The 17,503-nt window shown below is 45.2% G+C and carries 19 protein-coding genes; 13 read left to right on the top strand and 6 right to left on the bottom strand.

Annotation, left to right across the window (positions count from 1 at the left end; all coding sequences use genetic code 11):
• Positions 1–61 precede the first annotated feature (61 nt).
• From IT392_01300 to IT392_01275, 6 genes are all read left to right on the top strand, one after another.
• Positions 62–1,045, top strand: a complete 984-nt coding sequence (locus IT392_01300) for an ABC transporter ATP-binding protein (GenBank protein ID MCC6543122.1) — start codon at positions 62–64, stop codon at positions 1,043–1,045.
• 47 nt (positions 1,046–1,092) lie between these two features.
• Complete coding sequence (locus tag IT392_01295) at positions 1,093–2,073, top strand: dipeptide ABC transporter ATP-binding protein (GenBank protein ID MCC6543121.1); 981 nt, start codon at positions 1,093–1,095, stop codon at positions 2,071–2,073.
• Between the two features lie 134 nt (positions 2,074–2,207).
• Positions 2,208–2,414 carry a 4Fe-4S binding protein gene (locus IT392_01290; protein MCC6543120.1) on the top strand — a complete coding sequence of 69 codons (207 nt, stop codon included), beginning with the start codon at positions 2,208–2,210 and terminating at the stop codon, positions 2,412–2,414.
• 96 nt (positions 2,415–2,510) lie between these two features.
• Entirely contained in the window at positions 2,511–3,638 is a 1,128-nt protein-coding gene (locus IT392_01285) for a 2-oxoacid:acceptor oxidoreductase subunit alpha (GenBank protein ID MCC6543119.1), read from the top strand.
• A gap of 42 nt (positions 3,639–3,680) precedes the next feature.
• Positions 3,681–4,550, top strand: coding sequence for a 2-oxoacid:ferredoxin oxidoreductase subunit beta (locus tag IT392_01280; protein ID MCC6543118.1), 870 nt, complete (start codon positions 3,681–3,683; stop codon positions 4,548–4,550).
• 19 nt (positions 4,551–4,569) lie between these two features.
• On the top strand, positions 4,570–5,121 hold the full coding sequence (locus tag IT392_01275; GenBank protein ID MCC6543117.1) for a 2-oxoacid:acceptor oxidoreductase family protein: 552 nt from the start codon (positions 4,570–4,572) through the stop codon (positions 5,119–5,121).
• Here the strand turns inward: IT392_01275 and rimO are convergent.
• Positions 5,108–6,466, bottom strand: a complete 1,359-nt coding sequence (rimO, locus tag IT392_01270) for a 30S ribosomal protein S12 methylthiotransferase RimO (protein MCC6543116.1) — start codon at positions 6,464–6,466, stop codon at positions 5,108–5,110. The two genes, IT392_01275 and rimO, sit on opposite strands and share 14 nt — an antisense overlap.
• On the bottom strand, positions 6,463–7,188 hold the full coding sequence (locus tag IT392_01265) for a Stp1/IreP family PP2C-type Ser/Thr phosphatase (protein MCC6543115.1): 726 nt from the start codon (positions 7,186–7,188) through the stop codon (positions 6,463–6,465). The genes rimO and IT392_01265 overlap by 4 nt, the downstream gene beginning before the upstream one ends.
• 132 nt (positions 7,189–7,320) lie before the next feature.
• Between IT392_01265 and IT392_01260 the strand changes: the two genes are divergently transcribed.
• Genes IT392_01260 through IT392_01245 form a run of 4 tightly spaced genes read left to right on the top strand, consistent with a single transcriptional unit; the run spans position 7,321 to position 10,871 of the window.
• On the top strand, positions 7,321–7,791 hold the full coding sequence (locus IT392_01260; protein ID MCC6543114.1) for a MerR family transcriptional regulator: 471 nt from the start codon (positions 7,321–7,323) through the stop codon (positions 7,789–7,791).
• Positions 7,792–7,847: 56 nt separating this feature from the next.
• Positions 7,848–8,948 carry an AAA family ATPase gene (locus IT392_01255; GenBank protein MCC6543113.1) on the top strand — a complete coding sequence of 367 codons (1,101 nt, stop codon included), beginning with the start codon at positions 7,848–7,850 and terminating at the stop codon, positions 8,946–8,948.
• An 11-nt stretch (positions 8,949–8,959) separates the two neighbouring features.
• A complete protein-coding gene (locus IT392_01250; protein ID MCC6543112.1) occupies positions 8,960–9,907 on the top strand; it encodes a hypothetical protein in 948 nt (315 codons plus the stop codon).
• The gene (locus IT392_01245; GenBank protein MCC6543111.1) at positions 9,897–10,871 is read left to right on the top strand and encodes a TIGR00730 family Rossman fold protein; all 975 of its coding nucleotides are present in this window, start codon (positions 9,897–9,899) and stop codon (positions 10,869–10,871) included. The genes IT392_01250 and IT392_01245 overlap by 11 nt, the downstream gene beginning before the upstream one ends.
• Before the next feature lie 204 nt (positions 10,872–11,075).
• On the opposite strand, the gene IT392_01240 is transcribed toward IT392_01245, so the two are convergent.
• Both IT392_01240 and IT392_01235 read right to left on the bottom strand, forming a co-directional pair.
• Positions 11,076–12,305, bottom strand: a complete 1,230-nt coding sequence (locus IT392_01240) for a hypothetical protein (GenBank protein ID MCC6543110.1) — start codon at positions 12,303–12,305, stop codon at positions 11,076–11,078.
• A complete protein-coding gene (locus IT392_01235) occupies positions 12,274–12,600 on the bottom strand; it encodes a co-chaperone GroES (GenBank protein ID MCC6543109.1) in 327 nt (108 codons plus the stop codon). Before IT392_01235 ends, IT392_01240 begins: the two co-directional genes overlap by 32 nt.
• Positions 12,601–12,782: 182 nt before the next feature.
• On the opposite strand from IT392_01235, the gene IT392_01230 reads away from it, so the two are divergent.
• On the top strand, positions 12,783–13,094 hold the full coding sequence (locus IT392_01230) for a hypothetical protein (GenBank protein MCC6543108.1): 312 nt from the start codon (positions 12,783–12,785) through the stop codon (positions 13,092–13,094).
• A 63-nt stretch (positions 13,095–13,157) separates the two neighbouring features.
• Here the strand turns inward: IT392_01230 and zwf are convergent, their stop codons facing one another.
• Together zwf and IT392_01220 are read right to left on the bottom strand one after the other, a co-directional pair.
• A complete protein-coding gene (gene zwf / locus IT392_01225; GenBank protein MCC6543107.1) occupies positions 13,158–14,681 on the bottom strand; it encodes a glucose-6-phosphate dehydrogenase in 1,524 nt (507 codons plus the stop codon).
• A gap of 103 nt (positions 14,682–14,784) precedes the next feature.
• Complete coding sequence (locus IT392_01220; GenBank protein ID MCC6543106.1) at positions 14,785–15,171, bottom strand: hypothetical protein; 387 nt, start codon at positions 15,169–15,171, stop codon at positions 14,785–14,787.
• Between the two features lie 315 nt (positions 15,172–15,486).
• On the opposite strand from IT392_01220, the gene IT392_01215 reads away from it, so the two are divergent.
• Positions 15,487–16,665 (top strand): MFS transporter, encoded by a 1,179-nt coding sequence (locus IT392_01215; protein MCC6543105.1) that lies wholly within the window; start codon positions 15,487–15,489, stop codon positions 16,663–16,665.
• A gap of 82 nt (positions 16,666–16,747) precedes the next feature.
• On the top strand, positions 16,748–17,461 hold the full coding sequence (locus IT392_01210; protein ID MCC6543104.1) for a response regulator transcription factor: 714 nt from the start codon (positions 16,748–16,750) through the stop codon (positions 17,459–17,461).
• The last annotated feature ends 42 nt before the right edge of the window (positions 17,462–17,503 follow it).

Below are 17,503 nucleotides of genomic sequence, written 5' to 3'. Positions count from 1 at the left end.
CCTGACAACAGGGATGCGAGAGTTTACATATCCTTAGTATCAAGTACACGGCCTTAATGCAATTCAAATGTTACTATCAGTAAACAAACTTAAAACCCATTTTTTTACCCCTGAAGGTATTATACGCGCAGTTGATAATGTTAGTTTTAATATTGACAAAGGCAGGGTCCTGGGACTTGTTGGTGAATCCGGGTGCGGGAAGAGTATTACAGCGCTAAGCCTGATGCGGCTGATACCCCAGCCGGGCCGCATCATCGCCGGAGAAATCTTCTTTGACGGACGCGACCTTTTAAAGCTTGACAACGAGGAGATAAGGAAGCTCAGGGGTGACCGGATAGCCATGGTTTTTCAGGACCCCATGACCTCCCTTAATCCTGTCTTCACTATAGGAAATCAGATATCCGAGTCCCTCCGGGTACATAAGGGCTTAAACAGGTCTGAAGCAGCAAATAAGGCACAAATTCTGCTTCAACGTGTCGGAATACCGGACCCTTCAAGAAGAATAAAGGAGTATCCGCATCAAATGAGCGGCGGAATGAAACAACGGGTAATGATTGCCATGGCAATCTCCTGCGATCCATCTCTTATCATAGCAGATGAGCCAACCACGGCGCTTGATGTCACCATACAGGCCCAGATATTAAGATTACTCAGGGAGCTTATTAAGACCAGCAATACTGCATTGATTCTGATTTCACATGACCTCGGAGTGATAGCAGAGATGGCTGACGAAGTCGCAATTATGTATGCAGGGAAAATTGTAGAACATACAAACACTTCTGAGCTGTTTGCTTCCCCTCTTCATCCTTATACAATTGGGCTGCTCCGGTCTATACCACGGGGTGAAGAAAAGAAGAAAAGACTTCAGACCATAGAGGGGAGTGTCCCCAGGCTCTCAGATCTCCCTGAGGGCTGCATGTTCAATCCACGCTGTAAATATGTTATTGACCGCTGCAGGAGAGAGGAACCGGAACTTATTGATTCCGGAGGCGGACATTTGGTCAGGTGCTGGATAGATATTAAGAAGCAAAAGGATGACAAATAATTCCCTCCCCTTCAAGGGGAGGGGAAGGGTGGGGATGGGATTTTCCAATGCAGGAAACATTGTTATCAGTTAAAGACCTCAAGAAACACTTTCCCGTGGAAGAAGGTTTTTTCAGGAGCAGGAAACGGGTTGTCCATGCCGTTGACGGCATAAGTTTTGACCTTGCAAAAAATGAGGTATTAAGCCTCGTTGGCGAGAGTGGCAGCGGCAAGTCCACGACAGGCAGGCTAATCCTGAAACTCCTTGAGCCAACTGAAGGAGAGATCAGATTCATGGGTGAAGATATCAGCAAGGCAGTAAGAAAAAGGATGAAGGAGCTCCGGCGGGAGATGCAGATTATCTTTCAGGACCCTTACGCATCCCTTAATCCGCGTCTTACCGTAGGGGAAATCGTAGAAGAACCCCTTATTGTCCACGGGATTGGCACAAAACAGGAAAGACGGGAAGAGGTCGCACACCTGCTGCAAAAGGTAGGTCTCAACCCTGAAGTAATGAGACGTTATCCTCATGAATTCAGCGGGGGGCAGAGACAGAGGATTGGAATCGCAAGGGCTATAGCCCTGAAACCAGGATTGATTGTAGCTGACGAACCAGTGTCAGCGCTTGATGTATCCATTCAGTCACAAGTAATAAATCTATTGAAGGACCTGCAGGAAGAAAACAATATTGCCTATCTCTTTATTGCACATGACTTAAATATCGTACGTATAATAAGCGACAGAGTGGCAGTAATGTACCTCGGAAAGATCGTAGAACATGCAGAGGTTGAAGAAATATTTACGCGGCCTCTTCACCCATATACTCAAGCGCTGCTCTCTGCAATACCTGTCCCTGACCCTTCGAAAAAAGAGAGAAAGATTATCCTTCTTGAAGGTGACATACCAAGTCCCATTGACATACCAAAAGGGTGCAGGTTCCACACCAGGTGTCCTAAGATGATCCCGGAATGTAAAGATGTTATCCCCTCACTTGATGACTTTGGGAACGGCCATACAACTGCCTGCATCCGGGCTCATGAATGGGCATAACTCACTGCATTTCCATGTACCGTGGGCTATCCGGAACCAACATTTCCCTTGCATCTGATATACAGCTATTGTATATTAGGCAAACTAACTGTGAAGTAAAAAAATGACTAACTCATACAAAGAGGACTATGACTATGGCAGTAGCTGAGAAGAGGATTTTCAGGATTGATATAGACCCTAAATTATGCAAGGGTTGTGTAATATGCGTTGATTTCTGCCCTACCGATGTACTGTTTATGGACGGGAATCTTTGTGCTGTTAAAAACCTTGATGCATGCAACGGGTGCCAGTTGTGTGATAACAGGTGTCCGGATTTTGCTATTCAGGTCTTTGAGCTTTAGTTCAAGCTGAAAAACGCGGTGGCATTTTTGAGCTTGAACCTGGAGTGCGATGTATTTTGAGAAAGGGGTGAAATGACTGTGAATGCTAAGAAATTTATGCAGGGTAATGAGGCCTGTGCTGAAGGGGCATTTTATGCAGGATGCAGATTTTTTGCAGGGTATCCAATAACCCCTTCTACGGAGGTTATGGAAATCGCTGCGGCAAGGCTTCCAAAACTTGGCGGCGTATTCATACAGATGGAGGATGAGATAGCAAGCATATCCGCGATTATTGGCGGGTCGCTTGGAGGCATGAAATCTATGACCGCAACCAGCGGTCCTGGTTTTTCCCTGATGCAGGAAGGACTTGGCTTCGCCTGCATGACAGAGGTTCCCTGCGTAATAGTGAACGTAATGAGAAGCGGACCGTCAACAGGTTCGCCTACAGGACCAAGTCAGTCTGATGTTATGCAGGCAAAATGGGGGACCCACGGAGATCATCCGGCTATTGTATTGACTCCTTCATCTGTCCAGGAGTTATTTTATGAGACTGTTAGGGCATTCAACCTTTCAGAGCAGTACAGAATGCCGGTAATAATTCTCTATGATGAGATAGTCGGCCACATGAGGGAAGCGATAACATTGCCGGCTCCAGGGGAGGTCGAGGTGATAAACCGGATTAAGCCCGACTGCCCTCCGAATGAGTATAAACCTTACGATAAAAAATATGGAGATATAGCACCTCTCGCAGCTTACGGAGAAGGATACAGATTCCACGTAACAGGCTTGTACCATGGTGAAGATGGCTTTCCAACCAATAATACAAAGCTTATTGAGGAAACAGCTCAGAGGCTTATAAGAAAAGTTGACAACAACAGGGACAAGATCTGCAAAAATGAAGAATTTTATCTCGATGATGCTGAGATAGGGGTATTTGCATACGGGCTTTCTGCAAAGTCAGCCAAATTTGCCATAAAAGAACTGAGGAAGCAGGGAATAAAGGCAGGACTCCTGCGGCCCTTAACGATCTGGCCGTTTCCTGAGAAGGCTGTAGAAGAGCTGTCAAAACAAGTGCGGGCCATCATAGTTCCGGAGATGAATTTAGGGCAGATAGTACATGAAGTGGAAAGAGTTGCCAGGGGAAGGTGTGAGGTTAAAGGCGTATTGAGAGCCGACACAGAGCCCATCAAGCCTGCACAGATAATCGAAAGCATTACAGGAAATGGGTTTTTCCCATCTTCTTAAAAGTGAAACGGGACATGTTGGACGGTTAAGAAAGGAATAGTTATGAGCTCACAGACTGAAGAAACAAAGCCTCTGGCAAAAAAGAAAAAGAAGGTTCCATTTGATTATTCACCCTATATCAGGGGGGGGAAACTTCCGCACATCTGGTGCCCAGGATGTGGTCATGGAATTGTTTTAAAAAGCCTCCTGAGGGCCATACAGACTACCGGCTTTCCTCAGGATGACATCGCTGTGATATCAGGTATCGGCTGCTCGAGCAGGACCCCCGGTTATGTTGATTTTAATACGCTGCACACCCTCCACGGAAGGGCGATAGCATATGCAACAGGGGTTAAACTCGCAAAGCCCAAACTCAAGGTAATAGTCACTACCGGTGACGGCGATGCGCTTGCTATCGGAGGCAATCACTTTATTCATGCATGCAGACGCAACCTTGACATGGTTATCATGGTTTACAATAACTCCATATACGGCATGACAAGCGGGCAGTCTTCTCCAACAACTCCTCAGGGCATGATCTCTACAACAGGACGCTATGGCAGCGTAGAACCCACATTCGACACATGCAATCTTGCAAAGGCAGCAGGCGCTACATTTGTTGCAAGGGGGACAGCATATCACTTTCAGGAACTTGAGAAGATATTACATGAGGCAATTAATCACAAGGGTACTGCAGTGGTAGATATCATAGATGCCTGCCCTACATATTATGGACGGTTTAATAAATACAAAACAGCTACTGAAATGATGGAGAAGATTGAGAAAGAAGGTACTGTTTCAGTAAAGCAGGCCGGGACAATGTCACCAGAGGAACTTGAAGGAAAACTATTGCGCGGGATTCTTCATAAATCAGACAGGCCCGAGTATCTTGAGGAGTATAATAAACTGATTGAAAGGGTGCAGAAGAAATAGTAAATGAAGAGGAGCCAATATGGGAAACAGATATGAGTTAAGATTCAGCGGTTCAGGCGGACAGGGAATGATATTAGCCGGGATAATAATGGCTGAGGCAGCGGCGATATACGACGGCAAACAGGCTGTGCAGAGCCAATCTTACGGACCGGAATCAAGAGGCGGAGCGTCCAGGAGTGAGGTCATTATCAGCAATGAAGAGATTGATTATCCGAAGGCAACCAGCATTGACGCCATGCTTGCCCTTACTCAGGAGGCATGTGATAAGTATTGCAAGGATATTAAGGATGGCGGAATCCTTCTGATTGATTCAGATGAAGTAAAGAATGTACCAAAAGGTAATTACAAGGTCTATTCATTTCCTATAATGGCAACAGCAACCAATGTCCTTGGGAAAGTGATAGTGGCAAACATTATATCTCTCGGCATTATGACTGAGCTCACTAAAATTATAACTCACGAGGCAATGGAGAAGGCAGTGCTCGCCCGAGTTCCTGCTGCATTTACAGATTTGAATAAACAGGCCATTAAACTTGGTTTTGAAAAGGGCGCCTCTCTTACCCCTGTATGATTTTCCCAACCAGATCATAAGGAAGTACTTCTGTAATATCCACGCGGACCATTTCACCAGGAACAGGAATATTTCCTGAATCGCAGTTCAGATAGACAACTCCATCAACCTCAGGGGCATGCCCATATGTACGGCCTTCCAGCTGGAACTCCTGATCCTTTGATTGGTCGTCCACTAAAACGATTTGTCTGCTTCCAACCAGTTTCTGATTTTTCCTGGCAGATATCCCCTGCTGAGTCTCCATGATTATATTTTGCCTCTCGATCCTCTTCTTTTCCCCAACCTGCCGACCCATAGAATGTGCCGCTGTCCCCTCTTCCTGTGAATAAGTAAAAACTCCGAGACGGTCAAATTCCACATCATGAACAAACTCTATCAATTCATTAAACTGCCTTTCAGTTTCTCCTGGAAACCCGACTATAAGGGATGTCCTGAGTATTACGTCCGGTATTTTCTTTCGCAATTTATCTATTGTTTTGTAAATGCCAGCCTTAGTATGTCCCCTGCGCATCCTTCTAAGGATACTGTCATTGACATGCTGGACAGGCATATCAATATAATTGCAAATCTTCTCCTCACCTGCCATTACAGCGATCAGCTCATTAGTAAAAGAACCAGGATAAGTATACAGGAGTCGAATCCATTTAAGATTATCAATGGTCGCAAGTTTTTTTAGAAGCCGGGGAAGCGCATTTGGCTCTCTGAGATCCCGTCCATATGCAGTAGTATCCTGTGCAATCAGATTGACTTCAACAACACCTTCTGAAGACAGCCTCTCTGCCTCATTCATTATCGATTCAATGCTTCGGCTTCTTTGCCTGCCCCTCAGCTCAGGGATAATACAAAATGTGCATGAATGATCACAGCCTTCTGCTATCTTTAAAAAGGCAGTATGTGCCGGACTTATTCGAATCCTGGGTAGTGAGTGTTCATAACTATAATCAGCCGGTGAAGACAGGTATGCCCGCTGAACATCAAGCTGCCGGAATCTCCGGTCCCTGAACTCCCTGCAAATGGATATTACATCCTTAAATGAGCCTGTGCCCGCGATCACATCAATCTCAGGCATCTCTTTCAGCAAGTCTTCCTTATACCTTTGAGGGAGACAACCCGCTGCAATCAGAAGCCTGCATCTCCCCTCTTTCTTAAGCCTCCCGAGGTCAATCAATGTTGTAATTGATTCATCTTTTGCCGAATCTACAAAACCACATGTATTTACAACTATTATCTCAGCCTCACCTTCATCAGATGTAAATTCAAACCCTGCTTCATGGAGTAAGCCAAGCATTATTTCAGAATCAACCTGATTCTTCGGACAACCCAGATTTACAAGACCAATTTTCATGACAGCGCACACAATGTGATAACAGTAATATTATCAATACCTCCATTATCATTTGCAAGTTCAATAAGCCTGTTGGTTATGCTCTCTGCATCAGGCCTTAATTCCGATACCGCCTGCAGGATTTGTTTGTCCGAAAGCATATTAGTCAGACCGTCCGTGCAGAGCAGCAATACGTCACCTGCCTCGATCCTGATGCTCTCAAAATCTGCATTCGCAACACCCTCAGTACCAACTGCCCTGGAGAGTACCCGCCGTGATGGATGATACAATGCATCCTTATGAGTCATTATTCCGATCCGTATATATTCTTCAACAACGGTGTGGTCCTTGGTGATTTGCATAATAATGTCTTTACGTATCAGATATGCCCTGCTGTCCCCTACATGGGCTATCACTGCCTTGTCTTCACTTATTGCAACAACCACAACCGTCGTCCCCATCCCATGAAGACTTGAATCATCTTCTGCCTGCAGCTGGATTAATGAATTTGCTGACTTTATGGCTCGCTGCATTGTCTCCAGAATTTCTTCATTTGCTGACGCTCCGGCCATTTCTGCCCCTATTACATCTACCGCCAGCCTGCTTGCCACCTCTCCTCCCGCATGCCCGCCTAATCCATCTGCAATAATATACAAGTTTAAGTCCGGGAATATCGCATATGCATCTTCATTATTCTTCCTGATCAGACCTGTATGCGTATTCCCTGATACTTTGATTTCCACTTAAGTCTCCCCTGATTCGTCAATCCTAACACAAATATCACATTTATTCATCTTCAGAAATTGACACATAAAGGTGATCTTTTGTATATTTATTCTTGACAAGGATATTGTTTTAGTCTATATATGATAACGGTGAAACAGCACAAAACGCCCTCTAATAAAGACGATTTGTTTACAGCAAGCCAAATTTGTACCATAGCTGGAATAAGCAGGCGTCAATTACAATACTGGGACACGTCAGGCCTGGTTAATCCTTCTCACAGAACCGGCGGCGGTCATGGACGGTACACATTCAGGGATCTGATTTCTATCCGGGCAGCAAGAAAATTAATAGATGCGGGCATCTCTGTTCAACGGTTACGTAAAAGCATTAATCAACTAAAAAGGATTCTTCCTACAATAAAAAGGCCTCTGGAAGATCTAACCCTCGTTGCGACAGGTGATGTAATATTGGTCTTTTATGAAGATGCCGCATTTGAAGCGCTTTCAGGCCAGGAATGGATACTTGATATAGCGGATATACAACGTGACGTGGACAAGTGGCGGAAGAAAAGAATTGTTATAGGAAAATTCAGAAAGGCCACGGCTGTAAATGAAAGGTAAATATTAATGCCGCCCTTTAACAAAGGGTATAGACGGGGATATCCCGGGAGGTGCAAATGAGGATAATTGCAGTTGCTAACCAAAAAGGCGGTTGTGGCAAGACGACCACAGCGATTAATCTCTCAGCATGTCTGGCTAAAAGGGACAGGAAGGTACTGCTTATTGACATGGACCCTCAGGGCCATTCGACCCTCGGATATAATATTAAAACTGAAGAGATTGGCCTTTCGATTTATCACGTTCTGAGAGAAGGGTTACTGCTCGATGATATAACCCTCAACACTGAAGTGCAAAACGTAAGTCTTGCCCCTGCAAACATAGTGCTTTTTACCATTGAACAGGACATAGCCTTTTTTTCTGAAAAAGAAAGCAGGCTGCAAAATGCCATAGGTAAACTAAAAAAGAAGTTTGATTACATTATTATTGACTGTCCTCCAAACTTAGGTTTATTAAGTATTAACGCACTGCGCTCTGCAGATGAGGTCATAATACCTCTTGATTCCAGTTTCTTTTCCCTGCACGGGCTAAGCAGGATGTTGGAGACGATAGAAATGCTTAGAAGACATACAGGGCATAACATAGAAACATTCATTTTGCCTACTATGTTTGACAGGAGAAGCCGTTTTGCAAAAGAGGTATTGGATGAGATAAAGAATCATTTTAATGGAATCATATTCTCGACGCCTGTACGCCAGTGCTCAAAACTGCGTGAGTCTTCAAGCTTTGGCGTCCCTATAAGCATGTACGCGCCAAACTCCATTGGCCACTGGGATTATGCAGCAATGGCTGATGAGGTTCTTATGCAGGAAGGGCCGGACATGCATAAAACTCCTGTAGCGGTCATGGAATCATTAACCCATTTAAAACCTGATGCAGCTGCAAGACAGGTACCTGCGGCAAATCGCTTCATCTTTGTTTACAAAGACCCAAGTGCCGCAGACGTCAAGATAGCAGGCGATTTCAATAATTGGATACCTGACAAGGGCGTTGTCACTACCCGTGAGAAAGACGGGACATGGAAAAAGGTTATTGAAGTGCCGCCTGGAGCTTATCAATATAAATTCTGCATAGATGGGGACTGGAAGGAGGACCCTGGCAATCCAAATGTCGTTTCAAACAAATTTGGCTCTAACAACTCCCTGATAATCATAAACTGACTGAGAGGCTTATGAAAAAACAAAAACGTCTGGGCAGGGGGTTGGAAGATATATCTCATTATTTTGTTTCCCAAAACCAGACAGACGCTAATGAACTATCCTTGCTTCATGAACCTTTAACGCAGAACAAGTATAAATCAGTATCCATCGTTGATATTGCTGACCCTCAGAGAGGGGCAAGTCTCTGTGCCGAAGTTGGTGCAGCACTCTCACAAAATGGTGTACGGGTATTACTGATTGATGCAGATGTCCGGTTTCCCGGCATATCATTTATGCTTGGCCTTTCTCTTCCCGGCGTTTCTCTTGAACACTATTATCAGGATAGATACGAACCGTCCGATCTGGTGTGCATTGGGCCGTACGGGGTCAGGCTGCTTGCCCCGCATCTGTCTGTAGATGACATCAAATCTTCATCTCAGACGCAGAAGTATTTGATGCTCGACACCTTGAAATCCATAGAAGCAGAGACAGACATCATAATTATCAGACAGTTTGAAGATTATATTAATCCAATTATAGATGAAGCATTGTTTGTTGTACCTGCAGACACAGCGTCAATTATTAATTCATACAGAGAAATCAAGAAATTCATGACAACTGATGATAGAAAAAAAGCAGGTATCCTGGTTTCAAGGGGCGGGGAAGAACAGACTGCTGTTGAGGTCTACGAAAAGATCTGCAGGTGTTCTGAAATATCTTTTGCTTCACAGCCATATCTCCTCGGGGATTTATTCGCTGAAGAATCAGGCGGCTCACTGCTTGAAACATCATCTGTAAAAAAAATAGTATCACATTTTACTCAGGTTGCTTCACAAAACAGCGCAATAGAGGGACGGAAAATACTGTTTTTTGACAGGCTGCGGAATCTTGCATGCGGGGATGGAATTTCTCCAATCGAAATGGAATATCTGACTGAAGCAGACAATTACATGAAAGAACCTATGATCAATGAAAAATAACCACAGGCATCCATCTAAAAGTAACTTAAGAATTCCTGCCCCGGCACACCCTCAGAAACGGCATGAGCCGCTGCCATCGCAGAGGCCCAAGCCCACCGATGAGGACCCGGATGCAATGTTACGCATCCAGGCTATAATGGCAAACCCGAGCTACCAGCAGGCTGACCATGATGTTGATTTTCTAAACAGGGACGATACCCGAGGTCTGCGCCTTCAACTTGATTATCTTAAACCCGAGTTTTTTCTCAATCAATACGGTATTACCCATACCGTAGTTGTATTTGGCAGTACCCGGATTTCAGAGCCTTCTGCCGCCCGGCGCAAAGTTGACATGCTTCGCCAATCACTTGCCGCAGACCCCGGCAATAAACTGCTGCAAGCAAGGATTGCTGTAGCAGAACGAATCCAGGACAAAAGCCGCTTCTACGAAATTGCACGCGAGTTAAGCCGCCTGGTAACCAGCCACAAACATAATTCAGGTAGCAAACGCATTGTAGTAGTAACAGGCGGAGGTCCCGGAATCATGGAGGCTGCAAATCGAGGCGCTTATGACCTGGGTGCAGCTTCTATCGGACTGAATATAAATCTGCCCCATGAGCAGTATCCGAACCCATACATCACACCAGAACTCTGTTTCAGTTTTCACTACTTTGCCATTCGTAAACTCCATTTCCTGCTTCGAGCTAAGGCGCTTATTGCATTCCCGGGAGGCTATGGAACCTTCGACGAGCTTTTCGAAACCCTCACCCTGGTACAAACACGAACAATCAGACCTCTTCCAGTAATCCTGGTTGGTGAGACCTACTGGAGGCAGGCATTCAATGCGGACTTTCTTGTTGATGAGGGTGTAATTGACCCGGAGGACCGCGAACTATTCTGGTACGCAGAAACAGCGCAGGAGATATGGGATGGAATACTTCGCTGGTATGAGGAAAGCGGAGAACCTGTGTTCCCGGCGGAATGATTTTGGGCCACCAAATCCACAATGAGCATTTGAATAAACATAGCACATTACAATCCATAATAGTTAATAACTATATTTATGTTTCGTGTGATCTATTGACAACAGGTCTCAAATATCCTCATTAATTTCATCCCAGTGAAGTCCGGTACCACCGCTATGACCACATGTATTGTCAAATGGAAAAACCGCAAACAGAAGTCTGATTTACTTACCGAATTGAATTTCAAGGGTTGACATTAGAGCTAAAACAGGATTTCTGTGGCCGGACTTCTCATCTACCGGCCATGTAACTTCCGGCTCGATCTCGAAAAAAAGCCATGGCCGGTAAAAATTAAGACGATATAGTACTCCGACCCGGTAATTTTCAATTGTCCATTCCGGATCATTCACTCCCCACACACTCGTATCAAAGGAAATTGCGCTCTTTCGTGTTAGTAGTGTAAAATAACTTATTCCTGTATCCCATTTTACTCCGGGTGTGTCATCTATATAGTTAATGCTGCTGCCCCACCGTACAAGTGAAAACGTACTGATATTTCGTTCGACTTCAAATCGCACGGTGTTGGAGAAATGTTCAACGGCCCGGTACATAGCTATTTCCGATAACCGGATAATATTAGCCTTTCCTAATTTCTTAGAGTACTGATACCGCATCCTGAAGAAGGCATTCGGGTGCATATTAATTTTGACGCCACTATCAACACTGATCAATAATGCAAGAGACTTGATATACGGATCTATCCGCACCCCAATGATGGGTTGTCTGACCCCCGTCTTCTGATTGAGACCAGGTTCAGGTTGAATGGGCTGACCTTGCTGGACGGTGCTTTTGTCAATTTCAGATCTTGACTCTATATATAAACTCGCATGTCTCAGTGTACTTTCCCATCTGGGTAAATCAAGAGAAATGGAGAAATCGGAAGCATATGCGACTTTCAGCCCCTCTGTCAAACGGGCTGAATTTCTAAACATGATAAAAGCACCAGGCCGGAGATCCAGCAAAACATGGTCTTCACCAAAGAAGCTGTCAAACCAGACTGCTGGTTGACAGGTCTTTTCCTGCACCATGGCATGTATACGGTCAAGCCATGTTGCTCCGTCTGTCATGACGCTATTGCACACATCTAATTGCGTCCCTGACAGCTCCGGTGATACAGGTACAGATGTCGGCGACTGGTCGGGTTCAGACTCCTGTTGTTCTTCAGGCGAAGGCTGGTTCTGCGGGGTGATTGTTTCTGCGACCACAAGTTTGCTGTCCGTCGAAGCATAAATTACTGCAGTGCGATCCGGGGATCCAGCTCTTGCTCTATATACACCGGCAAAGAGAAAGATGAAAAAAAACGCAGCTATCTGAACCCCGGCTGTCTTCACTAAATATCCGGAAAGGAAACTGATCTGCCATTTACCCCACCCAGCCAAGGACATCAGACTCATGTACGAGAATAACTTCCTTACCATCCAGATCAACTTTTGTCGTTCCATATTTCTCGAAAAGGACCTGATCTCCCGGTTTAAGTTCTGTGGGCTTGAAAACCTTTTCCTCTTTTCCCGATGGCTTATTACCCCACTTCTTTCCCGGCGCCTCCCAGCGCCCCTTCCCTACAGCCAGAACTTTTCCTTCTACAGGTTTCTCCTTAGCAGCGTCAGGGATGATTATACCGCCCGCGGTTACGTCCTTCGCCTCTGCTGGCTCGATCAATACCCAATCCTGTAATGGTCTAATCCTCATTGTGATACCCCCTCATTTAAATTATTTGTTTATCTATGCTGGAATTATACCCGGTTCAATAATGAAGTGCAACAGACAGATGGACAAGCATACTGTTGACGACTGTAAAGTCAGGGGGTAGAATGTTTGAGATTGAGGAAAGACTCTGACTGTCAGAGATCACATTTTATTAGAGGTAATTCTTGGACACGAGCACTAATAACGACAAGAGCATTTCATACCATATTTTACCAGTATCATCAAACCTGCTTGGACTCTGTTTTGTTATATTAAGCTTCATTAACGTGTCGCATCTTAAAGCATCTACTGTAATAGATGATTTGCTTGTAATTCCTATTCTGCTGTTCATGACAGCAAGCATATTATCATATGTGTCTATTCGTGCAGTGCGCAGGACAGATACCTATGAGAAAATTGCAGACTATTTTTTTCTTTCCGGATTAGGTTTTCTGACAATTACCTCCTTGATTATTGTATTTGAAGTTATGGTTTGATAGGACGAAGGCCCGCCGCAAGCCTGGCCTTTTCTTCTCTCATAGTCATCGTCATTCAATACTTTAAGGCCGCCAAATGCGGCCATCCCCTTCAATTAATAAAGATGCTTCAGAAGGCCCGGAAGAACCAGCTTCATAATTCGGGAATTTCCCCGGCTCTAAGGTTGATTCAAGCATTTCTATCACAGGAGTGAGCAGGGCCCATGTAAGCTCTACTCCGTCCTCCCTGACAAACAACATCTGGTCACCTCGCATGCACTCGAGCAACACCCATTCATAGGCCTCCAGGTGTATATCTTTTTGGTAAGAGAAGTCCATGGAAACCGGATTTATACATACCTTTGATCCCGGCTGTTTTGTCTGGAGGATAAGGCTCATGCCTTCATCAGGCTGCACCCTCAGGATAAGTGTATTCGGGGTGATAGGTTGTTCTAAAAGACCTGAAAACATCATGTGCGGCACCGCCTTAAAATGAATAGAAATCTCAGTACTTTTCTTATGAAGCCTTTTACCGGACCGCAGAAAGAACGGGACTTCTTTCCATCTCCAGTTATCAATGAATATCTTCATTGCAGCAAATGTCGGGGTTATAGATGATGGAGAAACCCCCTTATTTTCCCTGTAACCTGGAACAGTCTCATTGTTAATAGTACCCTTTCCATATTGCCCTAAAACGACATATTCATCGAGTCTGTCCAGCGGTAATGGTCTCAACGACCGGAAGAGCTTGACCTTTTCATCCCTAACCATCTCTGTCCCAAACAACGGTGGAGGTTCCATAGCTGTTATGGCAAGGAGCTGAAACAGGTGATTGGGGAACATATCCCTTATTACTCCGGCATCCTCATAATACCCCACCCTCTTCTCTATCCCCACTGTCTCGGATGCGCTTATCTGAATATGATCTATGTATTTATTATTCCACAAAGGCTCAAAAATGGAATTAGCAAAACGGAACATTATAATATTCTGTACGGTTTCTTTTGCTATGAAATGGTCAATACGGAATATCTGACTTTCATCAAAATAGTGTTTAAGCAGTCTGTTCAGCCTTTTAGCTGAAATGAGGTCACGGCCAAAGGGCTTCTCAATAACAATTCGCGTATAGTTGCCCTGTCCTTCTTCAGCAAGTCCTGTGATGCCGAGACTGGATATAACGGTTTCAAAGGCTATAGGAGGTAGTGACAGGTAAAAGATGCGGTTTCCATTAGTCTCATGTCTTTTTTCTAATGCGGTTATCTCATTTCTAAGTGTTTGATATGACTCGATGGAAGAATAATCAAAGGTCGTGTAATAAATCCTGTTTGCAAAATCATTCCAGCAGGTGCTGTCAAAATCCTTCATAACTGCACCTGATACCTCCATTGACATTGCCTCGCGGAATTGCCCTGAGTCCATCTTAGTGCGGCCTGAACCGAGGACAAAGAAATTATCTGGCAGCAGGCTGCTCTTATGGAGTCTGTAAAGAGCCGGGATAAGCTTTCTTTTTGAGAGGTCTCCTGAGGCCCCGAAAATAACCAGGCAGGATGCCATAGGCATCTCTATTTCACAGCCGCAGACTGTTCGATATTCGCAAGTTGATGCCATTTCCTTACACCTCCGTATTTACCATCCATCATATTTCTTGTCAATTACTTAAAAACTGTTTTATACGCAGCCGGCGAAGATGACGGCAGGGATTGACGAAACATTATATAAAAGCGATCTTATCTGTTGCATCAATTACAACAAATATCTTTTCAGTATTCCAATCTGAATCCGATGGAAAGAGGAAAAAACCCCTTCTGTCTCTTGAATACCCTGTAGTATATCCTACGATGGATTCGCCGTCTTTGAATTTAACCTCAATTTTTTTCCCAAGACCCCTTCTTTCTTTATCTTGTCGTTCCGTGTATTTCTTATCTCCTTCGAACGTCTTCACGAAGAAGATTCCCTTAAGCTTAGATATATCGATTTCAAAAGTCTTCCCGGTGCCGTATTCTTTAATATGGAAAAAATCCTTGTTCGGGAAGAAATCTTCTATGATGCCTTTCAAGATATTCCCGCTATTGAAATTAAGAACTACCTTATTATTCATATTCATCCTCCAGTCTCGTTGAATATAAATACATCCACCATGAAAATATCACAGATGACCACGTGAAACAACTCTTGAAAGACATTTATTTAATGTGTTATATTGCCTTGCTTTTTAACAGATAGAATATTATAGTAAAACATTGCCGGGGTTTACGAAAGAAAGACAAAGACAATAAATACATTATATGAAACATTATAAGAAATCTTCCGCGGAATAAACCTTCCAGTCCTGATTGATACCAACATGAAAACAGACAGCGAATCTCAGGGAATCCCCAAATTGAAACAGCACACCGACAGAAATCTCATTCGCATGACATCCTCTGAAATCCGCTCGACAATGTCTCTTTCAACGATATTTGCCATGCGTATGATGGGGCTGTTCATGATCTACCCTGTATTCTCTGTATATGCAGAGCAACTACGCGGCGTTACTCCGCTTACCATCGGACTTGCGCTCGGCGGTTACGGACTCAGCCAGGCCATTTTCCAGATCCCGTTTGGCATGCTCTCCGACCGGATCGGACGCAAGCCTGTCATTACGGCTGGCCTCCTGATCTTTGCGATGGGCAGCGCTGTAGCGGCGATGTCGGATTCCATCCTCGGAGTGATTCTGGGCCGAATCCTCCAGGGCGCCGGAGCGGTCGGTTCCACCATCCTGGCCATGATAGCCGATCTTACCCGGGAGGAGCACCGTACCAAGGCCATGGCCATCCTCGGAATGACCATCGGTGGCTCCTTTGCCCTGGCCCTTGTGCTGGGACCGGTACTGAACGGCTTCATAGGGGTTCAAGGGATTTTCTGGCTGACCGCCTGTCTGGCCCTGACGGGCGAGGTGGTTCTGATTGCCGTTGTACCGCGGCCTGCCCGGGAGAGTCTGCACAGCGATGCCGAACCGGTTCCGGCCCTTTTCCGGAAGGTGCTGACCGATGGCCAGCTCTTGCGGCTTGATTTTGGAGTCCTGTCCCTTCATGCGATCCTCACCGCCAACTTCGTCGCCCTGCCGATTGCGCTCAGGGATGCCGCTGGTCTGGATGTAAAGCATCAGTGGTATCTGTATCTTCCGGTTCTGGCAGCGGCGGTGGTCATCATGCTCCCATTTATTATCCTGGCGGAGAAACGCGGAAAAATAAAACCGGTATTCCTCGGAGCCATCCTTTCTCTTGTGGTGGCGGAACTGATATTGATGGAGTGGCATCACAGCCTGGTTGCCGTAACGGCGGCATTGATCGTTTTTTTTGCCGCATTTACCCTTATGGAGGCCAGTCTCCCCTCCCTGATATCCAAGGTAGTGCCTCCGGATGCCAAGGGGACGGCCATGGGGGTCTATTCGAGCTCACAATTCATGGGAATTTTCATTGGCGGTACAATCGGCGGCTGGGTGTATGGCCGTCATGGATTGGGGGGAGTTTTCGTTTTCACTGCCCTGCTGGCGCTAATCTGGTTTTTCATCGCTGTCTCTATGAAGAAACCGGACATCAAGACCGGTTGAGACAGCTTCTATCGTTTTACTGACAAACTCAGATTTAATAAGCTATAATCAAAAACGTGGAATGATAACAGGGGATAAGGAGATGCCGTATAAAATCCTAATTATCGAGGATGACGCTGATATTACAAACCTCCTTAGGATCAACCTGCAGGACATGGGCTATAAAGTCACGCTGGCACATGATGGCATGATTGGTCTTCAAAAGGCGACATCAGATAAACATGATCTGATCATTCTCGATATCATGCTCCCTGGAATAAACGGGTTGGAAATATGCAGACGTGTCCGCGCAGCGACAGACTATACCCCTATTCTGATGCTTACATGCAAGTCTTCCGAGCTGGATCGTGTACTCGGCCTTGAAATGGGGGCCGATGATTATTTGACTAAGCCATTCAGTATAATGGAACTTCTGGCGCGTGTTAAAGCGTTATTCAGGAGAATGGAGGCGCTAAATTCCCCACATGAAACAACTCGGCAAAAAAAACTCAGACGTGGTGATATAGACATTGATCCGGAAAAGAGAACAGTGCTGAAGAAGGGGGAACCGATACATCTGACCGCAAAAGAGTTTGACCTCCTCTATCATTTTGCCGGACATCCCGGCAGGGTCTACTCAAGGAGCCAGCTACTCGACATAGTCTGGGGTTCCGGCTTTGAGAGCTATGAACATACAGTAAATTCACATATCAACCGCTTAAGGGCAAAGATAGAAAAGGATCCAGCTAACCCCGACCATATTCTGACAGTCTGGGGGGTGGGTTATAAATTCTCCGACAATTTAATGGAGGAATAGTCCTGTGCTGAAAACCCTCTACGGAAAGATCGTCCTTATACT

Source organism: Nitrospirota bacterium (assembly GCA_020846775.1).
Taxonomy (GTDB): domain Bacteria; phylum Nitrospirota; class 9FT-COMBO-42-15; order HDB-SIOI813; family HDB-SIOI813; genus RBG-16-43-11.
This window is presented reverse-complemented; position numbering and strand designations above follow the sequence as displayed.